This is a genomic window from Rhodococcus sp. Eu-32 (assembly GCF_003336925.1).
GTDB lineage: Bacteria > Actinomycetota > Actinomycetes > Mycobacteriales > Mycobacteriaceae > Rhodococcoides > Rhodococcoides kyotonensis_B.
Map to the genome: position 1 here is coordinate 47,361 of NZ_QGNK01000023.1, position 24,741 is coordinate 72,101.

The following is a 24,741-nucleotide window of genomic DNA, read 5'->3' on the forward strand; positions in this document are numbered from 1 at the left end:
CAAATTCTTTTCTTCGTAGGGATTGCGGGTTGCTCAGCTGTGCACGAGTACGGGCTTGAGGACCTCGCCGCGGTGTTGAGCGTCGATGGCGTCGTTGATCTTGGCGAACGGAAAAGCAGTCACGAGCTTGTCGACGGGAAACTTGCCCGCCTTGTACAACGAGACGAGCTCCGGGATGAACTTGTCGGGAACGCTGTCGCCTTCGATGATCCCGGTGATAGTGACTCCCATGGCAAGCGTGTTGATGATGGTCAGCGGTATCGATGCTTCGGGGTCTGCCGGAACTCCGATGAGTCCGATCTTTCCGTGGAAGGTGACCGAACCCAGCAGTGATTCGATGACCGCGGGAACCCCCGATGAGTCGATCGCGTAATCGACACCGCCGGGAAGAATGGCCCGGACCTGTTCCGGCACAGGCCCTGACGTCGGGTCGATGACATGCGTGGCGCCCAGTTCGAGCGCGAGTTCGCGTCTGGAAGCGTGGGGCTCGACGGCGATGATCGTGGACAACCCACGTACGACGGCACCCATCACGGCGGCCAATCCGACCGACCCGGCACCTGCCACCACCAACGAAGACTCGGGCGTGCAGTTCAACGAATTCAAGACTGCCCCTGCGCCCGTCTGCAGCCCGCAACCCAGGGGAGCGAGGATCTCGGCGGGGACGTCGCTTGGGACTTTGACGACATTGCGTTCGAAAGCGAGGGCGTGGGTGCCGAACGACGACTGGCCGAAGAACATTCCGGTGAGTCGCTCGCCGCCCTCGGTTGTGATGGGTCCGGATCCGTCGTCGCGGGTGCCGTCGTAGGCGAGGTGCATGAACTGGTGGCAGTAGGACGGCGCGCCCGCGGTGCAGGACGGGCACCGCCCACAGCTGTTGAACGTGATGCCGACGCGGTCACCTGGGGCCACTTTCGTGACACCGGGTCCGACCTCACGAACCACCCCGCACCCTTCGTGTCCGAGGACGGCTGGGAGAGCCGTTGGCAGGGCCCCGTCGCGTGCCGCCAGGTCGGTGTGGCAGATTCCGACGGCTTCGATCTCGACGAGAACCTCACCAACGCGGGGTGATTCGATGACAATGTTTTCGATCGTGAACGGAGCGTGTGGCTCCCTCGCGACTGCGGCCAATGCGTCCATGACGTGAACTCCAGTTCGTGTCGGCGGTTCTGAGGAACCGATAGAAGAAAGAGGGGCTGAGAAATGTTCAGAGCACGACTTCGCGAAGCGAGATGCTGGAATCCGCCAGTGCGAGTGGGTCGACCTTGGTTCGATTAGCGATGTACTTCTTTCCGGCCATGAATTCTGCTGCCGCGTTGACGGTTTCGACCGCAACGGGCACGCCGTTCGCGTCGAGATGGAAAACGGCGAAGGAATCGGCGTCGGCGTTACCGCGAACGACGGGGGTGGTGCCGGGGGCGACCATGCCTGCCATCTTCATCTTGAGGTCGAACTGGTCCGACCAGAACCACGGAACCTCGTGCGCGGGCACCTCGAGTCCAGTAATGACTGCTGCGGCATGTTTGGCTTGTTCGACTGCGCTGGGAATGCTTTCCAACCGAACCATCCGCCCGATGGTATCGTGCATCCGGTACGTGACGTCGCCGATCGCCAGAATGTCTGGATCGTTGGTTCGTGCCGAACCGTCGACGACAATCCCTGCCTCGCAGTCGATCTCGGCCTCCCGTGCGAGCGAGTCGTTAGGAATCGCACCGACCCCGACGAGAGCGAGCTCGCACGGAATCACGCTACCGTCGTTCAACTGAACACCCGTGACCTGGCCTTCATAGCCGGCGAAACCTTTCACCTGTGCGTCCGTGACGATGCGCGTCCCGCGATCACGGTGGAACTCGGCGATCGCTTGTGCCAGTTCTGTACTGGCGACACGTGACAACACCCTGTGCTCGCGCTCGATGACGGTGACGTCGCACCCCTGGACACGAGCCGAAGCCGCCACCTCGAGACCTACGTATCCACCGCCGACGATCGCAATGGGTTTCTTGGAAAGGACGGCGTCGCGGAGCACGCCGGCGTCGCCGAGTGTGCGCAGCGTCGCGACGCCGCCCAGGTCGCTGCCCGGAATGGACAAGGTTCTCGGCGCGGCACCCGTTGCGAGAACCAGAGTGTTGTACGCCGTCGTGTTGCCCGACGTCGTCGTTACGGTGCGCGCGTGGCGATCGATGCGCACCACCGGTTTGTCGAGGCGCACGTCGATGTCGTTGTCATCGTAGAACTTCCGCGGCCTGAGCAACTGGACGTACTCGTCGCCGGTGTACTTCTTCGACAGCGGCGGCCGGTGGTAGGGAAGGTGCGTCTCGTCTCCGAAAAGCACGATGCGGCCGTCGTATCTCTGCTGCCGAAGCAGGCCGGCGAGAGTGCCACCGGCATGCCCGGCTCCCACGATGACCACGGTTGGCGAGAAAAGCGGAACGGTGTTCATCAGTCGGAGAACTGAATCCGAACCGGCATGTTCTTGAGCCCGCCCACGAAGTTGGTCTGAATCATCTTGGTGTCGTCGATGAGTTCGACCGATTCGATGTGGGGGAGAAGCTCCTCGAACATGATGCGCAGTTCCAGTTTGGCCAGGTGCTGGCCGATGCACATGTGCGGTCCGTATCCGAACGCGATGTGCTTGTTCGGTCGACGGGTGATGTCGAAGGTATCGGGATCGGCGATGACGTCGGCGTCACGATTGCCCGACTGGTAGAGCAACATGAACCGGTCGCCCTTCTTGATGTCGCGCCCGCGGAGCGTGTAGTCCTGGGTTGCTTGACGCATGAAATGTTTCACCGGCGACGCCCAACGTAGTGATTCATTGACGATGTGCGGTGCAAGAGCCAAGTCGGCCTTGGCCTTCGCCAGAAGCTCAGGGTTCCGACCCAGTTCGAGAATGCCGCCGGCGAGCGTGCTCGAGGTGGTGTCGTGCCCGGCGGTGGCGATCGCGATGAAATACCCATAGGCGACTTCGTTGGGATAGTACTCGCCGTGTTCGTCGCGCGCCTCGGAGATGATGGTGGCCAGGTCGTCACGCGGATTGGCACGCCGGTCGTTCAGAAGCGTCTCGAAGTACGCGTAGAAGTCCTGGATAGTTGCTACCCACTGTTTCGCGGCGGCATCGGGCGTCAGCGGCTCGACATCGGCTCGTGCGGCGTCCGGGTCTGCAGTACCGAAGAACTCCTGCGTCAGCATCATCATTCGTCGTTCGTCTTCCTCCGGAACGCCGAACAGACTCATGATCACGTGCAGTGGATAGTGAAGCGCGAAGTCCTTGACGAAGTCGACGCGGCCGTCGGTTTCGAGCAGACGACCGACCGCGTTCTTGGCGAGATCGCGAATGACGTTCTCCCACTTCGCCAAGTTGGTCGGGCGGAACCAATCGAGTGCAATGTCCTTGATGGCGGTGTGCTCCGGGGGATCCAGATACGTCAATGTCTCCAGAATGCGAAGGCTGCCGTTATTGATGCTTTTCGTAAACTGGTCCCCGGCCTGGTTTGCGAGAATGGGATTCACCGAGCCCTTGTCCTCACCGCCGGCGCTCGTGAAGATATCGGGTTGCCGTTCGATTTCCATGATGTCCGCGTGCTTGCTGACGAGCCAGATGGGGTCGTAGCCCTCTACCTCGGCGATCCCGAGCGGGTTGTTCTCGCGAAGCCACTTGTAGGCCTCGAAGAGCGCATCGTTGTTGCGATGTCCCTCGGGCAGAACTATCTGCCGCGCAATTGTTTCGGGGATCAATTCCGAGCGCTGTTCGGTCGTGGTCATCGACTTCCCTTCCTCTGACTGTCTCGTTCGTGCCGAGGGCTGTCGGCGCATCCGAGCCTCGCACCTGGAGAAGTGAGTGGCATCACACCCGAGTACGAACATTGTCAGCCGAACGGGGGATGTGCTCGTGATCACATAGAGCTGGACAGTGTCGAGGACCCGCATCTCACTCGGAAGTGGGGTGATTATCCGTCGTCGTGGGGATGCGGCCGGCGAGTGACGGCGAACACAATCGAACTGCAGTTCAATCCACAGGCGATCGTCCGGGTCGCCGTGAAGCCGAGGAGATTTCATGCCTACTGTCGTCTACAGACTTCCTGACGGCTCGACGTCGACCGTCGACGTGCCGGCCGGTCAGAGCGTCATGGACGGATCCGTTCGGAACAACCTGCCGGGTATCGTTGCCGAGTGCGGCGGAAGCTGCTCGTGCGCAACATGTCACGTGTTCGTCGAAGGGGACTCGGCAGCTGCCTTCGGAGACCCGACGCCCGAGGAAGCTGATTTGCTCGAGTTTCTCGAAGGCGCCACGCCGTGTTCGCGACTCGCCTGTCAACTGGTGCTGCCGTCCGACGCAGTGACCGTGTCGGTGACGGTACCCACCAACGGCCAATGAGACCTACCGCTCCGCGGAGCGGAACCGGCCGATCAGTTCGGCGCGGTTCGTGGTGCCGGACTTGCGGAGAATGCTCTTGACGTGTGATTTGACCGTGTCGATGGAGATCACCAATTCGGCCGCGATGATCGAGTTGGATGCGCCCGTCAACACGAGGCGGGCGACATCGGCCTCCCGCTCGGTAAGGTGTCGAAAAAGGGTGCCGTCGAGGCGGTCGATTTCTCCAGGATTCCCGCCGAGGGGCGTCGACGCACCCGTCGTCTGATTGTGGTGTGATTCGTCCGCGGTCAGGCGTCGGGCGGCCGCCTGCACCGCAGCCCTCGATGTGCGTTCCCGAACCAGATGATCGACGCGTTCGAGACTGATCCCCACCACTGCGGCGAAAGCGCTCAACGCGTCCGCAACCGGTTTCGACGTTGCAACGTCGAGCTCGACCAGTGCTGTAGGAGTGCCGTGGACGACGATGGGCACGACGGTCGAGACTGAACCGGCTCGATCCCGCGAGACGGGACCGGTGCGGTCGAACGCCAGCTGGTACGCGGAACCTTCCTCGATGTCGAAATCAGAAGGAAGAGGTTCGGATCGATCATGTCCGACGCCCGTCTTGGGCGCGTCGGAGCGATCGAAGACCGCGACCGGTGCCGCGCGGTGGTTGTCGACGCGGGACATAACGGCCCGGCCGGCGCCGCTGAGTGCAGCCATGTGTTCACAGGTGGACCGAACGAGATCGGACCCGGTGGTCGTGTCGACCAGCGAGGCCACGGCCGCCGCAAGTTGCGCTGTGCGCGAGCTGGTCTCGTCGAACTCTGCCTCGGCGCCCGAACGCTTCCGGTCGAGTAGTTCCAACAGTTCGTTTCCTAGCCCCGTCGACTGCCGCGCACCGGCCTTTCGGATCTTGTCGGTGGCGTCGGCTATCGCCCCGTCCAGTTCGGAATCAGACACCGGTCGTATCGTTCGACTCGGCGCACAACGCGGCGACTTCCGCTCGGGTGGACGCGCCCAATTTTCTGAATATCCGTTGCACGTGCGTCTTGACCGTTCCATCGGAGATGCACAGCTTCTGCGCAATCGCCGCATTGCTGGCACCCCTGGCTATCATCGACAACACCTCGCGTTCGCGCGAAGTAAGTCCTTCCGCTCGTCGCGGCAGCTGGGGCCGGATCGGCTCGCCGGTTTCGGCGCGCAACGTTTCGCCGAAGGGGTCGCTCAACGACGCGGCAACGGACGTGAGCCGGTCGAGTTCGTCACGTAGGCGTTCCACCTCGGAGAACACCTTGTCTTTTCGAGCCCGAAGGGTATCGAACAGCCGCGCTCGTTCGGTGGCTACGGCGCACATGGCGGCCAGCGTCTCGACGATGTGGATGTCGGATTCGGTGACGTCGTCGGACTGCCGATCCACATGAATGATGGCGACTACACGGGCGTTGACGATCACTGGCGCGGCGAGGTACCCGGATGGTCGGGACAGATCGATCAACGGGCGGTACGTTTGACGATAGGTGTCGACACCGTCGACAGCGTACGGCCGACGGCGGCGGACAAGCTCGGCTTCCCGTGGTGCGTCTCGCAGAGAGATGTCTCGGCCGTCGACCGCGGTGATCAGGTCGCCGAAATCTCCGGTCAGCGACGGATTGACGGCCAAGGCGACAGGGGACCAGATGGACCCTCGGACCTTGGAGAACATTGCCTTTCCGTACCCCAGGTCAGTGCATAGTTCCCGGGTCACGACGTGCGACAAGCGGTCGGTGTTCTCGTTCACGGTTCGCGCCACGCGATGCAGAGACGCGATCTGGTCGGAATGAGCTCGGCACCGTCGTTCGAGTTCGTCGCGCCGCAAGGAGTCCAAGGCCACTATTATCTCGCTGAGTGCAAGAGCCTGTACCGGGTCGACACTGAAGCGCAGTTCCTCAGCGGCGAAGTCTCGTATCCGATGGGGCGTGGCACCGCCGTCACGGAGACCCTGCAGGCCCAGCTTGTTCGCCGACACTTCAGCCAGGGCGTCCAGCGCACGATCAGTCGAAGCCTCGATGACGGACATCGATGTCATTGCAACTCCTCGACGAACGCGGGGGTCGGACGGGACCACGCTTTTCGGGTTTGTGACCCGGAGCACAGTATAGAGGGTAGTCGTCTCGGGTCAGGTGGCCCGGTCGTTTTAGGTCTGTCCATTATCAATAACTTTGAACGGGAGCAGAAAGCATTTGGTCACACCATTTACACATCTCGGATACGACCCTACAGTTCTGGTGGAGGGGCGGATAGCGCGCACGGTCGGCGACAACTGCCGGCCGCGATCAGGAGGTAGCAGGATGGCAGGGCTTTGGTTCGACGAGTTGACGGTTGGCCAGACGTTCGAGCATGCAATTCGTCGTACGGTGACCGAGACCGACAATGTGATGTTCACGGCGATGACGCACAACCCGGCGCAGTTGCATCTGGACGAGGAGTACATGCGCGGAACCGATTACGGTCAGCGGATCGTCAACAGCGCGTTCACCCTGGGGCTCATGGTCGGCATTTCGGTCGGTGACACCACGCTCGGTACGGCTGTGGCCAATCTGGGTTGGGACGAGGTTCGGTTTCCCGCCCCCCTGTTTCACGGCGACACCGTCCACGTGGCCACGGAGGTGATCGAATTGCGAGAGTCGAAATCGCGCCCCGATCAGGGCATAGTGGTGTTCTTGCACCGCGCCTACAACCAGAACGACCAATTGGTCGCTTCCTGCAAGCGCGCCGGACTGCAGCGAAAGAAGCCGCAGTGAGTGCCGAGACTGCGCCGCTGCGGTCTTTTCTCTTCGTGCCGGGAGACAGTGAGAAGAAGTTGGCGAAGGTCGCCGACTCCAGAGCCGACGCGTTGATCCTCGATCTGGAGGATGCCGTGAGCGAGAGTCGGAAGCCTGCGGCGCGGGCGTTGGTGTCGGACTTTCTCGCGCAGCATCGAGGGTCGGGCGGGCCACAGTTGTGGGTGCGTATGAATCCAGTCGATTCTCCGCATGCTCTGCACGACCTGGCAGCTGTCGTCGCCGCGGGGCCGGCGGGGATCATGGTGCCGAAGATCGACGGGCCCGTCGACGTGGTCAAAGTGCACCACTACCTCGAAGCGCTCGAGAATGCGCATGGCGTTGAGGCCGACTCGATCCGTCTGCTTCCCGTTGCCACCGAGACTGCGGTCGCGCCATTCCGGCTCGGCGACTTCGTAAGCGCGCACATTCCTCGTCTGTACGGGCTGACATGGGGCGCAGAGGATTTGAGTGCCGCACTCGGGGCGTCGACCAATCTGGGTCCGGATGGAGAGTGGACGCAGACCTACCGAATCGCTCGGTCCTTGATGCTGATGGCGGCCCGTGCGGCGGGGGTGGAGCCCGTGGAAACTCTCTACGTCGACGTGCGCGACGGCGAAGGGCTGTCACTGTCGTCGCAGCGTGCGCGCGCCGAAGGTTTCAGTGGTCGTATTGCCATCCACCCGGGTCAAGTGGACATCATCAATTCTGCGTTCACGCCGACCACGGAGGAAGTCGACTTCGCAGCCAGGGTGGTCGAAGCGTTCGAAGGTGACGTCGGCACGGTGGCATTGGACGGCAAGATGCTCGACGCCCCGCACCTTGCCGCGGCACGGCGCGTCCTGGCGCTCGCGCGATCGACGCACTGAATCGAGTCTGCTCGACTGCGAGCCGGGTTCGACGTACACGTCGGGCCCGGCTTTTTCGTGTGTCCGCTGTTCGAGGACTCACACCATCGGTCGATCGCCAGTAGTACGTCGGAGTGAAAGTGACCCGAACCACCCCATGTGCAGCCCGCCGAGGAGTTGGATCAATGCACCGAAACGGTTGCGCTATTCGGTCGGACCATTCTAACCTTCATACATATTCTGCAGCGCGACGGAGGACGGGCATCATGACCACCGAAAAGGATTTCGGACACTACACACCGGAGCAGATCAGTGGCTTTTACCAGGCCGGTCTGTGGACGGACGAGAATTTCACGGAATTGATCCGCTCACGCGCCGAGCGAAACCCGGACAAGACTTACGCGACGGATGGCACGAAGAGCCTCACGTTCGCCGAGCTGTACGACTCTTCCCAAAGCTTCGCGCTGGGTCTGTACCGAAAAGGCCTGCGCGCCGGCGACCGTGTCGCGGTGCAGCTTCCGAACTGGGTCGAGTTCATCGTCGCGTCTGCTGCGCTCGCCCGAATCGGTGCGGTGATGGTCCCGATCATGCCCATTTACAGGAATGACGAGGTCAACCACGTCGTGGCGGATGCGTCTATCAAGGCCGCGATAGCACCTGCAGACTTCAAGGGCTTCGACTACGTGAAAATGTACGAGGACGCTCGGCGGGAGTCGGACACACTGTCGATCATCGTGGCGGTTCGCCCGTCCAAGGAAGCGGTGCCGGACCTCACCGCTCGACAGATCGACGTCCTCGACGGCCTTTCGGTCACCGACGTCGACAATTCGGCGATCGACTCCGAGATCGGTTTCCGGGTACACCCCGATGACCCGTTCGTCATCGTGTACACCTCCGGCACCACGTCACGTCCGAAGGGGTGTCTGCACACGTTCAACACCTACGCGTCGGGCGCGCGATCACTCACCATCGCTTTCGGCCATACCGAGGCAGATGTGCAGTTCGGGCCCTCGCCGATCACGCACACCACGGGTCTGGTCACCAGTGTCCTCATCCCGTTGATAGCGGGTGCGGCGACCCACATCATGGCGGAGTGGAACCCCGAGCGCGGGCTGGCCGAGATCGAGAAGTTCGGCTGCACCGCCGCCGTCACGGCTACGACGTTCCTTCAGACACTGATGTCAGCGGCACGAGCGAATCCTGCGGCAAATCTCTCCTCTCTGCGCGAATGGACGTGTGCGGGATCACCCATTCCGGCATCGGTGGTCGAAACCGCGTCCGCACAGTTGCCGACCGCGTCCATTCTGTCGCTGTACGGGCGCAGCGAGAACCTCACCACGACGACGTGTCGAATCGACGACGATCCCGTCCGGGCGATCACGTCGGACGGTGCAGCTCTACCAGGCGCCGAGATTCAGATCGTGGACATCGATGGCAACGAGGTCCCCCGCGGCACCGAAGGAGACATTGCGTACCGTGGACCGTCGCACATGATCGGATATCTCAACCGTTCGGAAGAGACCGCCGAGCTGTTCACCCCTGCAGGATTCTCTCGATCCGGCGACCTCGGAGTCATGGATTCCGACGGGTTCGTTCGTGTGACAGGTCGGACGAAGGACATCGTCATCCGGGGAGGCATGAACATCAGCGTGCGGGAAATCGAGGACAAACTCGCCGGGCATCCGGACATCGAGGCGCTGGCGGTCGTCGGAATGCCGGACGAGCGACTGGGCGAGAAGGTATGCATGTACCTGGTGCCGCGTGACCCGGACACGGCGCCTACCGTGGACGAGGTGCGAACATACTTGACCGACCGCGGCGTCGCGATCCAGAAGACGCCGGAGCGTGTTGTCGTCACCGACGCGCTGCCGATGACAGCAACCGGCAAAATTCAGAAGCACGTGTTGCGCAAGAGGATTGCCGATGAAATCGGTGCTCTGACATCTGCGGGCCCGAACTGACCGGCAACCCGCTGGCTCCCACATTCGTCGCGGCCGGCGCCGAGCAGTTGCTCGGAATCGAGCCGGTGGCATTCACGGCCGAGCACGGCGAATTGACCATGGCCGCCGGTCCCTGGTTCGAAGATTCGTCGGCGGGTGTCGTTCGATCCCTGGTCGGTGTTGCCCTGGACGACGTCACAGGACACGTGGTTGCGATGGGCGCGCCGGAGGGGCTGTGGCCGGTCAGTTTGAATATCCGTCTGGACTTCGTCTCCGATCCGCCGACGGACGGATCGGTGATGACGGTCGTCGGCGATCTCGTTCATCGCGACGACAGCAGTGGCACTACGCGGGGATGTGTTCGAGACACCCAGGGTTCCGTTGTTGCGTTGGTAACCCAGCGATCGCATCTCGTCGCCTTTGCGGGCCCCCTCGGCGCCGATGTAGTGACAGTCTCACGAGCAGAAGGCGTTCGGGAATTTCGGCAGCTCTTGCAATTCGGTCCTCCGCGTTCGGGTGCACCGTTGATCATGTCGCCATCCCCGTTCTCGGCGAACGGCATGCGGAACGTCCACGGCGGGATTCTGATCGCCGGGTCGGAGCTCGCAGCCATGGACGCTCTGGACGCAGCGGGAACACTACGGACCACGAGTATCGACATTTCGTACGTCCGACCGGGCGTCGGTACAGCCGACACGGTCTTCGAAGCAGAGGTGATCCATCGTGGGAAATCAGCCGCAGTGGTGCGAGTGATTTCGCGCAACGCGTCCGGAAAGCCTTGTTCGTTCGCGACCGTGACAGTGCAACCCGGGAAGGCCTTGTGAAAGCGGCGATCCTGAGCGGGTTCGGCGACCCCGCCGTATTGGTTGCCCGCGATGTGGCAGAACCGCGAGACGAAGCCGGCTGGGTAACGGTGGACTTGAAGGCAGCGGCTCTCAACTGGCACGACGTGCTGGTCCGACGCGGAAATTATTCGTCGCCTCTTCCGCACGTTCCCGGAGCCGACGGCTCAGGAATTCGACGCGACAACGGACAGCCGGTGGTGATTCTGCCGTCTCTGTTCTGGGGCGATTCGCAGGATGCACCTTCGGGTGTGTTCGAGATCCTCGGTGACCGTGTTCCGGGAACGTACGCGGAATGCGTCAGCGTCCCCATCGAATGCACCGCGCCGGTCCCGATGGGATGGAGCATGGAACAAGCTGCTGGATTGTCGCTGGCCGGTGTCACCGCGTTTCGCGCGCTCGTCAGCCGGGCCGGTCTGTCTGCGGGCGAGTCGCTGCTCGTCGTCGGTGCAGGCGGTGGGATCTCGACCTTTGCCGTCAACCTGGCCACCGGGCTCGGCGCCACCGCCTTCGTCACGGGCTCGAGCGACGCAAAAATTGCTCGTGCGTGCGACGGGGGAGCGGTGGCGGGAGTAGTTCATTCGGGTGCGGATTGGGGCGAGAGGGCGCGAGCGCTCTCGCCGGGCGGGCAAGGGTTCGATGTGGTTCTCGACCCGGTTGGACTGTGGGACAAATCGATACGTGCGCTGCGTCCAGGCGGCAGAATGGTCGTCCTGGGCGCCAACGCAGCCGATCGCACGGCAATGGACGTCCGAAGCTTCTTCTTCGGTCAGTACAATCTGCTCGGTACCACGATGGGTAGTCCGGCGGATTTTCAGGGCTTGCTGAACGCGGTCGCCCAAGGTGCGCTACGACCGCCCGCTGTCGCGGCGACCTTCCCGCTCGAGAAGGCCGCCGACGCGCACCGAACGATGGAGGCCGGAGCCCATTTCGGCAAGATCGTTCTCACGATGGAGTGAGCGCGGGGTTCATTTCCGTGCGATGCGGACCGTCGCGCGCCCCTGCACGACAACACGTTCGCCGACGCTCGCCTGCAACTCGACTTCGGCGGTGCTGCCCGCGGTGTCGACGGACTCCACGCGCCCGGTCAACGTCAAGGTTTCGCCGATGGCCAACGGCGACGCGAACCGAACCGAGTAGGACAGAACGTTCTCGACGTACACGGAATCGGCCAGCCAGGTTCCCAGCATTCCCGCCTGCATTTGCCCCATGGCGATCACCCCGGGCAGCCCTGCCTTCTTGGCGTACGCGTCGTCGTGGTGCAGGGGGTTAAAATCGCCTCCTGCGCCGGCGAAACGAACGATGTCGGTTTGCGTGATCGGTCCGACCGTGGTGCTTTCCAGAAGGTCGTTCTCGGTCAATGTCAGCGGTGTACGAGTCATGCTGCGCCCCTTTCGATCAGAACCTCGCGTTGTGTGACGACCAGTTCGCCGGACTCGTCTGTCCAACGCGTCTCCAGCGTCACCAGTCGCATCGATCCACCTCGCTTGCCTTCCTTGGTGGTGTCGCCCACGACCTGTCTCGTACCGGTGAGGCTGTCGCCGGCGACGACGGGGCGCGCATACTCCCAATCGACGCTCCCGACGACGACTCGTTCGATCGCGAGTCCGAGGGACCGCACGAACGCTTGCTGGTCACGTTGATGCCCGGCAACCACGACGTGTGTCGGTGTGGCCGGGTGTCGATCGAATCCGGCTGAGCGGGCGCAATCGAGGTCGGTGTACGCAGAGTCCCGTGCATGAGTGGCACGGGCGAATTCGCGAATCTTGCCAACTTCGACATCGATCGTGACTGTATCGACCGTCTGACCGACGTGGACCGCCGGCGTTGAAGAATTCATGACCGCACTCCTTTATTTTTTGGTCTGACCTATTGTAACGTCAGACCTGACACGCACGGGAGGTACCATGGATCTCAAGGATTCGACCGCGGAAGCAGAATTTCGCGCGAAGGTCCGAAGCTGGTTGGGGGAAGCCCTACCGACGCTTTCGGCCGACGAACCTTCTCGCCTGGAGGACAAGCGGACACGCTGGGCTGTTTGGCAACGACTGCTCTTCGACGCAGGCTTCGCGGGTCTGTCATGGCCGAGCGAATTCGGCGGCGCCGGTGCGGACGCGAAGATCAAAGCTGTATTCAACGAAGAGATCGACCGGGCCGGCGCTCCGGAGCGGCTGAACATCATCGGTGAAGATTTCGCGGGGCCCACCATCGTTGCGTTCGGTAGCAACGAGCAGAAGCATCGCTACCTCGAACCCATCTTGAAGGGTGACGAGGTGTGGTGCCAGCTGTTCTCCGAACCGGAATCCGGGTCCGATCTGGCCTCGCTACGCACGAAGGCAACCAAGGTCGACGGCGGATGGCGCATTCAGGGGCAGAAGATCTGGACCTCGCGTGCCCAGATTGCCGACAACGCGATTCTCCTGGCTCGCACAGGAGGCGGAGATCGCCACGAGGGAATCACCTATTTTCTGCTCCCCATGGGATCGGAGGGGGTCACCGTCCGGCCCCTCGAGCACATGCTGGGGGAGGCCGAGTTCAACGAGGTTTTTCTGGACGACGTGTTCGTACCCGATTCCGCAGTTGTCGGTGAAGTCGACGGCGGCTGGAAGGTTGCAATGGGCACGCTCGCCTTCGAGCGAGTCGGCATCGCAACCGGGCGAGTCAACACGACCCGCGCCGTGCGCGATCTCATCGAACAAGCGTCGGCGACTGGGGGCGAGGACGGACAGCCCGTTACCTCGCGGCCGGAAGTTCGGCAGAAACTCGCGGATCTCTACGGGCGAGCGTTGACGCACTATCTCATCGGACAGCGCGTCATCACGGGAGCTGCCAGCGGCGAGCCTCCGGGGCCGGTGACATCGATCGGGAAGCTGTACTTCTGCCCTCTGGTCGAGGACATCGCCGATTTCGGTCTCGAGTTGTGCGACTTCGGTGGGCAGTTCGGGCTGGCCGACGCTGGTGACGCAGTCGATCCCGTGCAGCAGCGCTGGCTTCGACTCGCGTACCAGGCGCGTGGTACCGCCATCGCGGGTGGATCGACCTTCATCCAGCGCAACATTGCGGCCGAGCGTGTGCTCGGCATGCCCCGAAGCTGAGTCGAGGAGACGCTATGCACTGGGAATTGTCAGACGAGCAGGAACTCTTCTCGAAATCGTTGCGAGAGTGGACCGCTGCCAAGTTCGGAACCGAATCGATTCGCTCGCTCCAGAAAACGGGAGACACGGCGACCTTCGGCACCAGCCTCGTCGAAGAAGGGTGGTGGGGCGTCGGCTATCCCGAGGACCACGACGGGCAGGGCGGCGGCATTCTCGAGCTCGCTCTGGCGTCGCGGGAGTACGGACGTTCGGCAGTGCCGAATTCGTCATGGCTGGCCGCCGCCGTCGCCAGCCCCCTTCTCACCGACGCCGAGCTGAGCCGTCAGGCCACCGGCCAATCTGTCCACGTCGCTGCGATCCGCGCTGATCGCGTGCCGACGTTCACAGCGTTGGACGTCGATGACGGAAAGATCACTGGCTCCGTCCCTCACGTCCTCGGCGCGTCGGATGCTGATGTGTTTCTCGTACCCGTCGGCGAGCCCGGTTCCGTCGGACTGGCCAGAATCGATGCGGCCGACGCCGAGGTCACGAGCGATGCCCTTTTGGACCGGTCTCGCTCGACATCGACGGTTACTTTCACTAGCGCCGCGTTCGTCGAGTCGGAAGTTCTGGAGACGGATTCAGCGCAGCGTGTCATCGACCTGGCCGCTGTGCTGACCGCCGCCGATGCACTGGGCAGCGCCGAGCGACTGCTCGAACTCGCGGTGGACTACAGCAAGCAGCGCAAACAATTCGGGCAGTTCATCGGTGCATTCCAGGCGGTCAAGCATGCAGCTGCTCAGATGCTCGTCACTGTCGAGGCCTCGTTCTCGATCGCGTTGTACGCGGCTGCGGCTGTGGAGGACGGCATTGCAGATGCATCGACTGCTGCTGCAATCGCCAAGGCACAAGTGACGAACGCCGTCGCAGCGCTGGCGGATTCGTCGCTGACCGTGCACGGCGCAATCGGGTACACGTGGGAACACGATCTCCACCTCTTCTACAAACGCGCCAAACTGAATCGGACGTTGTTCGGTACGCCGGCGGCGTGGAACGAACGTGTTGCATCGGCACTGCTCGGCTCATGACTCGGTCGCTCGGACCGGCTGTTGAATATTTGGTCAGTCCATTGTTATGGTTGGCTGAACCTATTGGAGGCTCGACGTGGATTTCTCACTGACCGAAGACCAGACCACCATCCGCGACGCCGTCGCGGAGCTCTCGCGTAAATTCGACGACCAGTACTGGGGCGAGAAGGACGCGGCGCACGAATTCCCGACGGAGTTCTACAACGCTTTCGCCGAGGGTGGCTGGCTGGGTATCACGACGCCGGAAGAGTACGGCGGACACGGATACGGCATCACCGAGGCCTCTATTCTCCTCGAGGAGGTCGCGGCGTCCGGCGCCGGCATGAACGGTGCAAGCTCGATGCACCTGTCCATCTTCGGTATGCATCCGGTGATCGTTCATGGGTCCGAGGAGCTCAAACAACGGACGTTACCACGCATCGTCAACGGTGACCTGCACGTTTGCTTCGGCGTCACCGAACCTGGCGCGGGACTGGATACGACGAAGATCACGACCTTCGCCAAGCGCGACGGCGACAAGTACGTCGTCAACGGCCGCAAGGTGTGGATCTCCAAAGCCATGGAGTCGGAGAAGATCCTCCTGCTGACCCGCACATCGAAGTTCGACGAGTCGCCCAAGAAGACCGACGGCATGACGCTGTTCCTCACCGACCTCGACCGCGACAAAGTCGATATACGCCCCATCAAGAAGATGGGTCGCAATGCAGTCACGTCCAACGAGCTGTTCATCGACGGCCTCGAAATCCCGGTCGAAGACCGCATCGGCGAAGAAGGACAGGGCTTCAAGTACATCCTCGACGGGCTCAACCCCGAGCGAATGCTGGTCGCTGCCGAAGCCCTCGGCATCGGCCGCGCCGCGCTACGCGCAGGAGTGCGATACAGCAACGACCGCGAGGTGTTCGGACGCCCCATCGGCAAGAACCAAGGCATCCAGTTCCCGCTCGCAGACTCACTGGCTCGCCTGGACGCCGCCGAACTGGTCCTCCGCAAAGCAACGTGGTTGTACGACAACGGACTGCCGTGCGCCAAGGAAGCGAACATGGCGAAGTACCTGTGTGCCGACGCCGGATTCGACGCCGCAGACCGTGCTCTGCAGACTCACGGCGGAATGGGCTACTCCGAGGAGTACAACGTCTCCCGCTACTTCCGCGAGGCCCGCCTCACCCGCATCGCACCGATCAGCCAGGAAATGATCCTCAACTACCTCGGATCGCACGTTCTCGGAATGCCCAGGAGCTACTGATGTCCGATTTGCCTACCAGTTTGAACGTGTTCGCTCTCACCGGGCGTTCGGCATTGATCACCGGTGCCGGCGGCGGTGTGGGTGAAGCGGTTGCCGTCGCATTCGCTGCAGCCGGTGCTGCGGTGCTGGTCACCGACATCGACAAGGACGCGGCGACGCGTGTGAGCGAGAAGATCACCACATCCGGGGGTACGGCCGAGCCGTTCGCTCTCGATGTCTGCAACGGTGACAACGCACGCGACGCTGCCGCTGCGGCAGCACGACTCGGCAACGGCACCTTGAACATCGTCGTCAACAATGCCGGGGTGATCGCACCGGCCATGTTCCCCGATATGGACGAGAGCAAGTTCCGCAAGGTGCTCGACACTCATCTGATGGGTAGCTACCACTGCAGTCACGCCGCGCTCGACTACCTACCCGAGGACGGAACGGGTCGCATCATCAACGTCACGTCAGCGGCCGGGCTCACGGGAACCATCGGACAGGCCAATTACGGCGCAGCCAAGGCGGCCATAGTGGGACTGACCATGTCGCTCGCGCGTGAACTTGCGAAGAAGTCCATCACCGTCAATGCGGTCGCCCCGTTGGCTGCGACCGCAATGACTGCCAACATTCGCTCCAACGAGAAACTTGCCGCCAAGACACTGGCACGAATTCCATTGGGACGTTGGGCATACCCGGAGGAGATCGCGCCGTCGTTCGTGTTCCTCGCCTCCGATGCCGCGGCGTACATCACCGGTCAGGTTCTGCCGGTCGACGGCGGAACGGTGATCTGAGATGCCACGAAAAGTGAACGGGCCGTTCGCAACCACCGGCCGTGATGTAGTCATCGCGGAGGCCGTGCGAACCCCGATCGGCAAGTCTCATCCTGAGAAGGGCTGGTTCCGCAACACGCATCCCAATGCAATGTTGGCTGCGTGCTACCAGGACTTGGTCGGGCGTGCAGGAATCGACCCGTCCGAGGTGGACGACCTGGTGATCGGCTGCACTGCACCGTTCGGGGAGCAGTCACGCAACATCGGCAGAAATGCATGGCTGCAGGCGGGCTTCCCGCCCGAAGTGCCGGCGACGACGCTCGACCGTCGTTGCGGATCCGCCCAAACTGCGGTGAACTTCGCCGCGGCTCTGATTGCGTCGGGAGTGCACGACGTCGTGATCGCGGGGGGCGTCGAGCACATGGGCCACGTGCCGATGAATTCGCCTGCGAGGATCAGCGAGCTGTACGGGGAACCGTGGACCCCCGAGATGTGGTCGCAGTACGACTTCGTCTCCCAGGGCGAAAGCGCCGAACTCATTGCGGAGCGCTGGAACATCTCCCGGGCGGAGATGGACGAATTCGCAGTCCGCTCACACGCTCTGGCGACTGCCGCCATCGAGGCCGGTCGGTTCGACGCCGAGATGGTGTCGATGGAACTCGACGGAGAGATCCGCCGAGGAGACCAGACTGTCCGTCCGTCGACGACCACCGAAACCTTGGCCGGACTGAAGACAGTTTTCCGTGCCGAGAACGGTCGCGTGACCGCAGGTACCTCGAGCCCGATCTGCGACAGCGCCGCTGCAGTGCTGCTGTGCACGCGGGAGGCTGCAGAACGGCACGGGCTACGTATTCGCGCGCGGGTGGTGGATCAGACGACGGTCGGCGTCGACCCGATCATCATGTTGACCGGCCCGATTCCTGCGACGCAGAAGTTGCTGCGACGCAACGATTTGACCGTCGACGACATCGGCCTCTTCGAAGTCAACGAGGCGTTCTCGTCGGTGGTGCTTGCGTGGGAACGTGAACTGAAGCCGGACATGGACCGGGTCAACGTCAACGGTGGTGCGATCGCCCTCGGTCACGCAGTCGGCGCGACGGGCGCACGGCTCATTGCGACTATCGTCTCTGAAATGGAGCGTCGCGACAGTCACCTCGGGCTGGTGACGATGTGCTGCGGAGGCGGACTGGGCACCGGGACCCTGCTCGAGCGCGAGAGCTGATGGACGATTTCGCGAAGTGGCTCCGGCCAGGTATGGGCGTGTGGTGGGGTCAGGCCGCGTCGGAGCCGCGCCCATTGGTCGACCGCCTGCTCGCGCGCGAGGCGGATGTGGGACCGCTACGGTTTTTCAGCGGATTGAGCTGGAATTCCGCACTGGCACAATCTGTTTCTCCGCTGGACACCGTGGTGTCTTACGGTGGGCTCGGCTCTCTGCGCGAACTGGAGCAAGCGGACAGGCTCGAGGTGGTCCCGTGCCACTACTCCTCGTTTCCGCGAATGTTCGCCGAAGGGTTCTTTCCGCGTGACGTCGGCCTGCTGCAGGTGTCCCCTCCGGATGCGGACGGCAGGTGCTCGTTGGGAATCGGCGTCGACTACATGGCCGACGCCCTCCTGTACACACCAGTGCTGTTCGCCGAAGTCAACGAGCAGATGCCCGACGTGCCAGGGTCTCCCCGAATCCCTCTGTCGCGCTTTGCTTCGACGATCTCGTCCGACCGGCCGTTGCAGGAAGAGCCGCGACGTGAACCCGGGGAGATCGAACGCGTCATCGGCCGACGCGTAGCCGAACTGATCGACGACGGCGACACTGTCCAGGTAGGCGTCGGATCGACAGGAGCCGCAGTCTTCGACGCGCTGTCGGACCACCGGAATCTGGGCGTACATACCGGAATGGTGACCGACGGAATTCTGGACCTGATCGACAAGGGCGTTGTCACCGGTGCGCGAAAGCAGGTGGACGTCGGAGTGTCGATCGCAGGCACTGCGTTGGGATCGTCGAAGCTGTACGGTCGAGTCTCCGACGTCCCGATCCGGTTCCGGCCGACGAGTTACACACACGCACCGCAGGTGCTTTCGCAGCTGTCGACGCTCGTGGCAGTGAACTTCGCTATCGAGGTCGACCTCACCGGGCAGGTCGGAGCCGAAGTGAGCCGCGGGACCTACCTCGGCGCTGTCGGCGGGCAGGTGGATTTTGCTCGGGCAGCGTCGCTGACCGGCAGGCGTTCCATCGTCGCGTTGCGGTCGACGATGCGCGGTCGATCGTCGATCAAGTTCGAACTGGACGAGGGCGTGGTCAGCACCGCGAGAGCCGACGTCGACTGTGTCGTCACCGAGCACGGTGTCGCGCATCTGCGTGGGCAGCCGCTGGTAGAACGCGTCAAACGACTCATCGCAATTGCAGCGCCGGAGTTCCAGGAGGAACTTGCGCGCGCGGCCCATATCAACACGTGACATCACATCATCGGCAAGGAGTAACACATGAGTAATCGAGTAGCACTGGTCACCGGCGGCGCGCAGGGAATCGGCGAGGGAATTTCGCGCAGACTCGCGGCCGACGGGTTCAGGGTCGCCATTGCAGATCTGAACCTCGAGGTTGCCGAACAGACCGCGAAGGACATCGTGGCGAACGGCGGCGAAGCCATCGCCGTCCTCGTCGATATCACCGACACCGCGTCGGTCAATGCCGCCGTCGAGCGGGTCGGACAAGAACTGGGTCCGGTCGAGGTCGTGGTGAACAACGCAGGCTGGGACGATTTCATGAAGTTCCTCGACACGAACGAGGACTTCTGGAACAAGATTCTCGACATCAACTTCAAGGGCGCACTGCGCGTCAACCACGCGGTCGTGCCTGGCATGATCGAACGCGGATTCGGACGAGTCATCAACATCGGTTCCGACGCAGGACGCGTCGGGTCATCCCTCGAGGCTGTCTACAGCGGCGCGAAGGGAGGCATCATCGCGTTCACCAAGACGCTTGCGCGCGAGGTGGCGACCAAGGGCGTCACCGCGAACACGGTGTGCCCCGGACCGACCGATACTCCCGCACTGCGTAAGTTCGCTGACAGCTCGGGTCAGGACGCCGACAAGGTCATCGGCGGAATGACGCGCTCGGTTCCGATGAAGCGCCTGGCCGTCGCGTCGGACATCGCCGCAGCGGTGTCGTTCTTCGCCGGGGACGACGCAGGCTACATCACGGGCCAGACGTTGTCCGTCAGCGGCGGATTGACGATGGCGTAGGCAGCCGGTGACTACCGAAGCCGTCGTGTGGTCGGTCGTCGAGCGGTACGAGGACGTCGAATACGCCCGCAGTGCCGACGGGATCGCAAAGATAACCATTTGCCGACCGGAGGTGCACAACGCGTTCCGGCCGCAGACGTTGATGGAGATTTCAGCAGCATTGACTGCTGCGCGGGAAGATCCGTCGGTGGGAGTCATCGTCCTCACCGGCCAGGGCGACAAAGCGTTCTGTTCGGGTGGGGATCAGCGAGTGCGCGGCGACACCGGTTATCTGACCGATCCAGATCGCCCGGATCAGGTCGGCCGATTTCACGTGACAGATCTGCAAGTGCAGATTCGCCGGTTGCCCAAGCCCGTGGTTGCGATGGTGGCGGGTTATGCGATCGGCGGTGGCCATGTCCTGCAGGTCGTCTGTGACCTGACCATCGCGGCCGACAATGCCCGTCTTGGACAGGTGGGCCCGCGCGTCGGCTCGTTCGACGGCGGCTTCGGTGCAGGTCTTCTTGCGGATCTGGTGGGGCAGCGTAAAGCCAAGGAAATCTGGTTTCTGTGCCGCCAGTACGACGCGCAGCAAGCCCTCGACATGGGTTTGGTCAATACGGTGGTGCCGCTCGCCGATCTCGAAGCCGAAACCGTGCAGTGGTGCCGTGAGATGCTGGCGCTGTCCCCGATGGCACTGCGCTTGATGAAGGCAAGCTTCCACGCCGCAGAAGACGGGCTGGCGGGCATTCAGCAACTCGCACACGACACGAACTTGCTGTTCTATGCGAGCGACGAAGCAAAAGAGGGTCGAGAAGCGTTCAAGGCCAAACGCACTCCGGATTTCGGCAAGTTCCCCCGTCGGCCGTGACCGGCACCTGATCGAAAGGGTTTTCCGTGACGACTTTCGGGGTCAATGCATTCGGGACCGGGCGCGGCCCGGGCAAGTTCACATCGATGGTCGCCGTGGCGAAGGAAGCCGAGAACATCGGGTGCGAGGCGGTGTGGGTGAGCGAACTGTACAGCCGCTCGGCGACCGTTCCCATGGCCGCGATTGCGGCGGGAACGTCGTCGATCTCGATCGGTTCCAACATCGCGTACGGCGTCGGGCGCAGCCCGCTGATCTGGGCGGCCGAGGCGCGGGACCTCGACGAGATGTCCGGCGGCCGCGTCATTCTGGGGCTTGGCAACGGCACGCCGAAGATGATGGAGGCCTGGCACGGCGTCGACGGAAGCGCACCGGCGGTGCGTATGGCCGAGCTCGTCACCGTGCTCAAGAAGCTGTGGCGTCTTCACGAAGGGCCAGTCGATCATGACGGTCGGTTCTATCACGTACACGTCGCTCCTACCGCCGACGTGCCCGAGCCCATTCGGCCGAGCATCCCCATCTGGATCGCCGGCGTCAATCCGTTGATGCTCAGAACTGCAGGGGAGCATGCGGACGGTCTGGTAGGACATCCGATGTACACGGCCGAGTACGTCCGTGGTCCCGTTGCCGAGCAGATCGCGCGTGGCGCCGCACGGTCCGGCCGTTCGGCGTCCGATGTCACCATCATGGGAATTCGGATGTGTTCGATCGACGAGAACATCGACACGGCCCGCGCGCGAGCCGCATTCGCGATCGGGCAGTACGCTGCGTCTCGCGTCTACGATTCCTTGTTCGAATTGCACGGGTGGAGCAGTGAGCAGCAGAAGATCCGCGATGCTGCTCGGAATCGAGACGACGCGGCAGTCGTGCGATCGGTCACCGACGACATGATCGACGCAATCACTATCACGTGCACGCCGAGCGAGTTCGGCGGACGACTGAATGGGCTGAAGGACGATTTCGATCATCTCGACCTCATCGCCCCACCGTGGGGGCTATCGGATCTGGAGACCGAGATGAACAACCGGCACATATTCGCAGGCTTACGCGAACATTTCGCCCGCGGCGAGTCCTGACTGCCCGTGTCGGGAGTCAGGGCTCGTCGATGTCGATCTTGGTGCGCTCCTCGACCTGCACGACCGCTTCGGCATACCCGTGAACGTGTTTCGTCATCCGCCGCATCGCGGCCGCCGCATCACCCGACCGGATGGCATCGGTGATCGTCTTGTGTGCGCGATGCGTCGTGGTTCGAACCTCGTCGTCCACGAAGGCATTGTTCTCGGTCGAGCTGTAGATCGCCTTCGACAGTGCCGACATGAAACCGGTGAGGAGTTCGTTGTGGCTGGCGACTGCGACGCCCAGGTGCCAGTCGACGTTCGCGCGGAGGAACGCATCGAGTGGCAACGACAAGTCACCGACGGCACGATTGGCCGCGTCGAGAACATCGAGATCCTCGTCGGTACGGTATTTCGCGGCGAGGCTGGCACAGGCAGGCTCGATGGCCTCGCGGGTTTCGAGCAATGCGGTCAGGCGTAATTGTTGACCCCGGATGAGCAGGCTGACGGAAGTAGCCAGTGAATCACCACCCGGTTGTTGGATGAAGGCGCCGCCGGAACGTCCTGTCTTGATGGTGACCAGACCTTGAACCTCGAGGATCCGCAGTGCTTCGCGAACGGTGGTCCGGCTCATGCGGGTCTGGCTGACCAGTTCCCGTTCCGGGGGCAGGGCCGTGCCGGACGGGTATTCACCGCGCAGGATCCGCTCGCGTAGGTCGTTGGCGAGCACGTCCGACGCCTTGGGGACCTGCATGGGCTGCAACTGAACGGGATGGCGCTCGACCGCGCCGTTGGACGGCTGCTGGGCCATGTAGACCCCCTCTCTGTGCTTATGGTCGTACCTAAAGTATCAGTTTGAGCTGCTTATTTCACGATCGGCTACGGCAACAGCGCCCGATCAGAGTTTTGGTCCGACCATAATAATGGTTGACTCAGGTATCGGTTTCTCGCTACGGTTCGAATGACCGTCGCACGGCGCGATGAGGCGCAGCCGCGACACGGACAGTGAGGACGCCATGGCAGATCGGGCCGAGCAAGTAGTCACCTGGGAGACGGTGCAGCCGGGCGTTACGGTGGTGACAGCGCTGCGACCGCCCGCCAACGCTCTCGGCATTCCGCTGTTGGATGGCCTGCACGCCGCTATGGACGCAGCGGATGCGGCCGGCGACGTCAAGGTCATGATCATTGTGTCGGCCATTCCTGGCTTCTTCGCCGCGGGTGCCGACATCAAGCATCTGTCGTCCATCGATGCCGAGTCCTTCACCGCGTACGGGGATAAGATGCGCGCGGTCAACGACCGCCTCGCGACTGCCCCCTATCTGTCCATCGCGGCAGTGGACGGATTGGCGCTCGGAGGCGGACTGGAGCTTGCCATGGCCTGCACGCTGCGCGTATCCGGCCCGGGGGGAAAGTTCGGTTTGCCGGAGGTCAAGATCGGGTTGATTCCGGGAGCGGGCGGCACTCAACGCCTGCCCCGCCTCGTGGGTCGCGGGCGGGCGTTGGACATCATGCTCACCGCGCGGCAGGTTCCGGCAGACGAAGCCCTGTCGATAGGCCTTGTCGACCGCCTCACCGACGGCGACGTCCTCGAGGCCGCCCTCGCTTTCGTCGGTGAGATGAAGGGGGCCTCGCTGCCCGCTCAACGTGCGGTCGTGCGCACTGTCGACGCAGCATTCGACACGCCGCTCGAAGAGGGCGCCGCCTATGAAGTGGCACAGGAACAATCGTTGTTCGAGGACGGTGAAGCTGCCGAAGGAATCACCGCTTTCGTCGAAAAGCGACGCCCCAACTTCCGCTGACTCTCATCTCCGTCTTACCCCAGGAGCATCATGAAAACTCTCGACGAGACATTCGAAACCATGGCGGTCGAGGAGGTACAGCCAGGCGTCGTCCTGGTCACGCTGGACCGTCCCGATCGCTACAACGCGATGACCAACACCATGTTCCTGGAACTCGAGCGCCTGGCGTGGGGACTCGAAACCGAGGATGAGTGCCGCGTCGTAGTCCTGACGGGACGAGGAAAGGCGTTCTGCTCCGGATACGACCTCGCTGATGCCGACGATCTGCCGAGTTTGGGCGCGTTGGGCATGCTCGATCAGCAGGAGCGGGCGGCACGCGCGCTCAGTGCCATCAGGGGTTTGCGCGTTCCGGTGATCGCTGCAGTCAACGGCCCGGCAGCGGGAGGCGGTCTGGCCCTTGCGCTCGCCGCTGATATCAGGCTCGCCGGCCCGACTGCCAAGTTCAACGCCGCTTTCGTGCGTATCGGTCTGTCCGCCGGGGACCTCGGGACGTCGTGGTTGCTCACTCGCCTTATCGGCCCTGCGAAGACGAGTGAGATTTGCTTTACCGGCCGAGTCGTGGACGCCACCGAATCTGTCGACCTCGGACTCGCGAACTCCATCTCCGACGATGTCGTCGGCGACGCCGTCGCCTTGGCCGAAGCGATAGTTGCGAACTCTCCTGGCGGGGTGCAACTGTCCAAGCGAGCACTGCAGGCAAACCTCGAAACAGGTTCTTACGCAGCTGCTCTCGAACTGGAAAACCGAGGCCAAGCTCTATTGACTCGCAGCCCGGACATGGCCGAGGCGCTCGCCGCCTTCAAGGAAAAACGACCGCCTGTGTTCCACGGCCGGTAGACGCTGTCCGAACTCACGACG

At 62.8% G+C, this 24,741-nt stretch carries 25 protein-coding genes; 17 read left to right on the forward strand and 8 right to left on the reverse strand.

What is annotated here, in order from left to right:
- Positions 1 to 33 precede the first annotated feature (33 nt).
- The 3 genes from DK926_RS22370 to DK926_RS22380 all read right to left on the reverse strand — a co-directional run bounded on the left by DK926_RS22370 (position 34) and on the right by DK926_RS22380 (position 3,762).
- The gene (locus DK926_RS22370) at positions 34 to 1,140 is read right to left on the reverse strand and encodes an NAD(P)-dependent alcohol dehydrogenase (RefSeq protein WP_114332246.1); all 1,107 of its coding nucleotides are present in this window, start codon (positions 1,138 to 1,140) and stop codon (positions 34 to 36) included.
- Positions 1,141 to 1,207: 67 nt separating this feature from the next.
- Positions 1,208 to 2,440, reverse strand: coding sequence for an FAD-dependent oxidoreductase (locus DK926_RS22375; RefSeq protein WP_114332247.1), 1,233 nt, complete (start codon positions 2,438 to 2,440; stop codon positions 1,208 to 1,210).
- Complete coding sequence (locus DK926_RS22380) at positions 2,440 to 3,762, reverse strand: cytochrome P450 (protein ID WP_114332248.1); 1,323 nt, start codon at positions 3,760 to 3,762, stop codon at positions 2,440 to 2,442. The genes DK926_RS22375 and DK926_RS22380 overlap by 1 nt, the downstream gene beginning before the upstream one ends.
- A 292-nt stretch (positions 3,763 to 4,054) precedes the next feature.
- Here DK926_RS22380 and DK926_RS22385 point away from each other — a divergent pair, with 292 nt between their 5' ends.
- Positions 4,055 to 4,375, forward strand: coding sequence for a 2Fe-2S iron-sulfur cluster-binding protein (locus DK926_RS22385; protein ID WP_114332249.1), 321 nt, complete (start codon positions 4,055 to 4,057; stop codon positions 4,373 to 4,375).
- Between the two features lie 3 nt (positions 4,376 to 4,378).
- Here the strand turns inward: DK926_RS22385 and DK926_RS22390 are convergent, their stop codons facing one another.
- Entirely contained in the window at positions 4,379 to 5,317 is a 939-nt protein-coding gene (locus DK926_RS22390) for a helix-turn-helix transcriptional regulator (protein ID WP_165839647.1), read from the reverse strand.
- Positions 5,310 to 6,422 (reverse strand): LuxR C-terminal-related transcriptional regulator, encoded by a 1,113-nt coding sequence (locus DK926_RS27235; protein WP_279387100.1) that lies wholly within the window; start codon positions 6,420 to 6,422, stop codon positions 5,310 to 5,312. The genes DK926_RS22390 and DK926_RS27235 overlap by 8 nt, the downstream gene beginning before the upstream one ends.
- Before the next feature lie 262 nt (positions 6,423 to 6,684).
- On the opposite strand from DK926_RS27235, the gene DK926_RS22400 reads away from it, so the two are divergent.
- From DK926_RS22400 to DK926_RS22420, 5 genes are all read left to right on the forward strand, one after another.
- Positions 6,685 to 7,137 (forward strand): MaoC family dehydratase, encoded by a 453-nt coding sequence (locus DK926_RS22400; protein ID WP_114332251.1) that lies wholly within the window; start codon positions 6,685 to 6,687, stop codon positions 7,135 to 7,137.
- Positions 7,134 to 8,024, forward strand: a complete 891-nt coding sequence (locus tag DK926_RS22405) for a CoA ester lyase (RefSeq protein ID WP_114332252.1) — start codon at positions 7,134 to 7,136, stop codon at positions 8,022 to 8,024. The genes DK926_RS22400 and DK926_RS22405 overlap by 4 nt, the downstream gene beginning before the upstream one ends.
- Before the next feature lie 245 nt (positions 8,025 to 8,269).
- On the forward strand, positions 8,270 to 9,964 hold the full coding sequence (locus tag DK926_RS22410; RefSeq protein WP_114332253.1) for an AMP-binding protein: 1,695 nt from the start codon (positions 8,270 to 8,272) through the stop codon (positions 9,962 to 9,964).
- 65 nt (positions 9,965 to 10,029) lie between these two features.
- Positions 10,030 to 10,767 carry a hotdog domain-containing protein gene (locus DK926_RS22415; RefSeq protein ID WP_243636973.1) on the forward strand — a complete coding sequence of 246 codons (738 nt, stop codon included), beginning with the start codon at positions 10,030 to 10,032 and terminating at the stop codon, positions 10,765 to 10,767.
- Positions 10,764 to 11,744, forward strand: a complete 981-nt coding sequence (locus DK926_RS22420) for a zinc-binding dehydrogenase (RefSeq protein ID WP_114332255.1) — start codon at positions 10,764 to 10,766, stop codon at positions 11,742 to 11,744. The genes DK926_RS22415 and DK926_RS22420 overlap by 4 nt, the downstream gene beginning before the upstream one ends.
- A gap of 9 nt (positions 11,745 to 11,753) precedes the next feature.
- On the opposite strand, the gene DK926_RS22425 is transcribed toward DK926_RS22420, so the two are convergent.
- Positions 11,754 to 12,167, reverse strand: coding sequence for a MaoC/PaaZ C-terminal domain-containing protein (locus DK926_RS22425; protein WP_114332256.1), 414 nt, complete (start codon positions 12,165 to 12,167; stop codon positions 11,754 to 11,756).
- Entirely contained in the window at positions 12,164 to 12,625 is a 462-nt protein-coding gene (locus tag DK926_RS22430; protein WP_114332257.1) for a MaoC family dehydratase N-terminal domain-containing protein, read from the reverse strand. Before DK926_RS22430 ends, DK926_RS22425 begins: the two co-directional genes overlap by 4 nt.
- 67 nt (positions 12,626 to 12,692) lie before the next feature.
- Between DK926_RS22430 and DK926_RS22435 the strand changes: the two genes are divergently transcribed.
- The 9 genes from DK926_RS22435 (at position 12,693) to DK926_RS22475 (ending at position 22,105) form a co-directional block, all read left to right on the forward strand.
- Entirely contained in the window at positions 12,693 to 13,880 is a 1,188-nt protein-coding gene (locus tag DK926_RS22435; RefSeq protein ID WP_114332258.1) for an acyl-CoA dehydrogenase family protein, read from the forward strand.
- 14 nt (positions 13,881 to 13,894) lie between these two features.
- Positions 13,895 to 14,947 carry an acyl-CoA dehydrogenase family protein gene (locus DK926_RS22440; protein WP_114332259.1) on the forward strand — a complete coding sequence of 351 codons (1,053 nt, stop codon included), beginning with the start codon at positions 13,895 to 13,897 and terminating at the stop codon, positions 14,945 to 14,947.
- Between the two features lie 76 nt (positions 14,948 to 15,023).
- Positions 15,024 to 16,190, forward strand: a complete 1,167-nt coding sequence (locus DK926_RS22445; protein WP_114332260.1) for an acyl-CoA dehydrogenase family protein — start codon at positions 15,024 to 15,026, stop codon at positions 16,188 to 16,190.
- The gene (locus DK926_RS22450) at positions 16,190 to 16,966 is read left to right on the forward strand and encodes an SDR family NAD(P)-dependent oxidoreductase (protein WP_114332261.1); all 777 of its coding nucleotides are present in this window, start codon (positions 16,190 to 16,192) and stop codon (positions 16,964 to 16,966) included. The genes DK926_RS22445 and DK926_RS22450 overlap by 1 nt, the downstream gene beginning before the upstream one ends.
- A 1-nt stretch (position 16,967) precedes the next feature.
- A complete protein-coding gene (locus DK926_RS22455; protein ID WP_114332262.1) occupies positions 16,968 to 18,167 on the forward strand; it encodes a thiolase family protein in 1,200 nt (399 codons plus the stop codon).
- A complete protein-coding gene (locus DK926_RS22460) occupies positions 18,167 to 19,396 on the forward strand; it encodes an acetyl-CoA hydrolase/transferase C-terminal domain-containing protein (RefSeq protein WP_114332263.1) in 1,230 nt (409 codons plus the stop codon). The genes DK926_RS22455 and DK926_RS22460 overlap by 1 nt, the downstream gene beginning before the upstream one ends.
- Positions 19,397 to 19,423: 27 nt before the next feature.
- On the forward strand, positions 19,424 to 20,182 hold the full coding sequence (locus tag DK926_RS22465) for an SDR family NAD(P)-dependent oxidoreductase (protein ID WP_114332264.1): 759 nt from the start codon (positions 19,424 to 19,426) through the stop codon (positions 20,180 to 20,182).
- A 25-nt stretch (positions 20,183 to 20,207) separates the two neighbouring features.
- Positions 20,208 to 21,032 (forward strand): 1,4-dihydroxy-2-naphthoyl-CoA synthase, encoded by an 825-nt coding sequence (gene menB, locus DK926_RS22470; protein WP_279387101.1) that lies wholly within the window; start codon positions 20,208 to 20,210, stop codon positions 21,030 to 21,032.
- Between the two features lie 26 nt (positions 21,033 to 21,058).
- Positions 21,059 to 22,105, forward strand: coding sequence for an LLM class flavin-dependent oxidoreductase (locus DK926_RS22475; protein WP_114332266.1), 1,047 nt, complete (start codon positions 21,059 to 21,061; stop codon positions 22,103 to 22,105).
- 16 nt (positions 22,106 to 22,121) lie between these two features.
- Here the strand turns inward: DK926_RS22475 and DK926_RS22480 are convergent, their stop codons facing one another.
- Positions 22,122 to 22,895 carry a FadR/GntR family transcriptional regulator gene (locus DK926_RS22480; protein WP_207890891.1) on the reverse strand — a complete coding sequence of 258 codons (774 nt, stop codon included), beginning with the start codon at positions 22,893 to 22,895 and terminating at the stop codon, positions 22,122 to 22,124.
- 205 nt (positions 22,896 to 23,100) lie between these two features.
- On the opposite strand from DK926_RS22480, the gene DK926_RS22485 reads away from it, so the two are divergent.
- The gene (locus DK926_RS22485; RefSeq protein ID WP_114332282.1) at positions 23,101 to 23,883 is read left to right on the forward strand and encodes an enoyl-CoA hydratase-related protein; all 783 of its coding nucleotides are present in this window, start codon (positions 23,101 to 23,103) and stop codon (positions 23,881 to 23,883) included.
- 30 nt (positions 23,884 to 23,913) lie between these two features.
- A complete protein-coding gene (locus DK926_RS22490; protein WP_114332267.1) occupies positions 23,914 to 24,720 on the forward strand; it encodes an enoyl-CoA hydratase-related protein in 807 nt (268 codons plus the stop codon).
- Positions 24,721 to 24,741: the final 21 nt, after the last annotated feature.